The organism is Methanocalculus sp. (assembly GCF_029762515.1).
In the GTDB taxonomy this organism is placed as follows: domain Archaea; phylum Halobacteriota; class Methanomicrobia; order Methanomicrobiales; family Methanocorpusculaceae; genus Methanocalculus.
In genome coordinates this window covers 1-2,155 of the sequence record NZ_JARVGN010000386.1, presented here as the reverse complement: position 1 = coordinate 2,155, position 2,155 = coordinate 1, and the positions used below count along the sequence as shown (strand labels likewise).

At 45.1% G+C, this 2,155-nt stretch carries 2 protein-coding genes and 1 tRNA gene; all 3 read left to right on the top strand.

The genetic code is table 11. From position 1 onward, the window contains the following. Positions 1 to 598, top strand: a 598-nt coding sequence (locus QCH34_RS11265) for an aminotransferase class IV (protein WP_300334195.1), incomplete at its 5' end; no start/stop codon positions are given. A gap of 100 nt (positions 599 to 698) precedes the next feature. Further along, positions 699 to 771 (top strand) — tRNA-Glu (locus tag QCH34_RS11260). A gap of 170 nt (positions 772 to 941) precedes the next feature. Further along, a partial coding sequence (locus tag QCH34_RS11255) for an ATP-binding protein (protein WP_300334193.1) occupies positions 942 to 2,155 on the top strand: 1,214 nt, incomplete at its 3' end.

Genomic DNA, 2,155 nt, shown 5'->3' with positions numbered 1-2,155 from the left:
GATTGTCAGCCGTGGAGCCGGTACGATGGGACTTGATCCCCGCCACTGTCCAAAACCAACTATTGTCTGTATTGCAATGGAATGGGGTGCAATGTACGGTGATCTCTATGAAAAGGGTCTGACTGCCGTCACTGTTGCCATACGAAGGAATGCACCGGATGCCCTCCCACCCAATGTGAAGAGCCTGAACTATCTCAATAATATCCTCGCCAAGATTGAGGCAAATTACAAGGGCGGGGATGAGGCGATCTTCTTCGATGCACAGGGCAGGATATCAGAGGGATCCGGCGATAATATCTTCCTGGTTAAGAATGGGATCATCTATGCTCCTCATACCCTGACGAACCTGAAAGGAATCACACGGGATGTCCTCATTGAGATTGCAGAGAAACTTGGCATCCAGTTGAAAGTGATAGAGCTTGGGTTCTTTGATCTCTATACCGCAGACGAGATGATCGTTACCGGAACTGCTGCTGAGATTGCCCCGATCGTGAAAGTTGATGGAAGGGCAATCGGCAGCGGGCGGCCCGGCCCCATCACCAAACAGATCATGGCCGCGTTCAAAACCATCACCGAGACCGAAGGCACTCCGGTCTGATTTGAGTATCAGAATAGAGAAAAAGCAGTCTGCTGGAGAGAGGTATATCAATATCTTTTTATTTCCAGAGGTCTACCTTGTATAGCACTTTTGTTGCATGGCTGATATAGTGTAGTGGCCAATCATGTCGGCCTTTCACGCCGACGACTGGGGTTCGAATCCCCATATCAGCATCATCTGCTTTTAAAATCAGTTTCATTTCTTTATATGTCCTATCTGGGAGTCTGGTACGTGGTATGACTTAATGCTCATCCCCCAGGTCTGTCGTCTACATACGATAAAATTCCGATTTTTTATCGTTTATAGACGATAGGTATATGAATACATATGTCAACTCTAGATCATGGATACCGTTGGCAAACTGAAGGCTGCGATCATTGAGTGGCAGGAGAAGGATCTTCCGAAGCTATATCGCCGGCGATCCAGCATACAGCTTGAACTCCCTCATATCAATGATATCATTGGCGTGAGGCGATGCGGAAAGACATATTTCATGTTTCAACAGATTGAGGAGCTGATCAATAATGGTGTTCCCAAATCCAGAATACTCTATCTCAATATCGATGACGACAGGCTACAGCCTCTGAATGGAGATGAGCTTGACCGATTAATTGACACTTTCGGGGAACTTTATCCTTGTGGAGATGATGAGAGGTTATACTTTTTTCTTGATGAAATCCAGAATTTTGCTGGATGGGAACTGTGGATCAAGGGCATATATGATAGAAAAAGAAACCTCAAGATCATCATAAGTGGATCGAATGCATCACTTCTCTCTGAAGAGGTCGCAAACCGCCTCACCGGAAGGCACCTTTCAACCAGGATGTATCCTTTCAGTTTCAGCGAGTGTGTAGAGTACCATAACATCCCTGTTGATCTGAAAACACTGCCCTATTCAGAGAAGAGATCTGATATAAAGAGGATATTTCATGAATATCTTATTCGCGGAGGATTCCCGGAGGTTATTCTCTATCCCTCGGCAGATGAAACCCTCCTGCTCCAATCATATTTTGATGATATCATCTTTCGGGATATCGTGACCCGGCATGGGGTGAGGAACCCTGCTCTTTTCAAGGAACTGGCTATCTTTTGTATATCCAATGTGGCAAAGCCTCATACCTATAATTCACTGAGAAAGCTCTTCTCAGGATTTCAAACGATCAGCACCGATGCAATAATCAATTATCTCTCCTATCTTGAGGATGCATTTCTGCTCTTTTCCATCAGGCACTATGATGACTCGCTCAAAAAACAGATGAATAAACCGAGAAAACTCTATTGTATCGATCCCGGTATGATGAACGCAGTTTCATTTCGGTTCTCTGAGGATATCGGGCGGCTGTTTGAGAATCTGGTCTTCATCCAGCTTTACCGAACAGGCCATGATATCTATTACTGGCAGGATGAAAAAGGGCTTGAAGTGGATTTTGTTCTGAAATCAGATCTGAAATCGTTTGAATTAATCCAGGTATCAATCGACCTCTCTGATCCATCGACACGAGAAAGGGAGATAAAGGGGCTTCTCTCTGCAATGACCCACTTTGGGGCATCTGATGC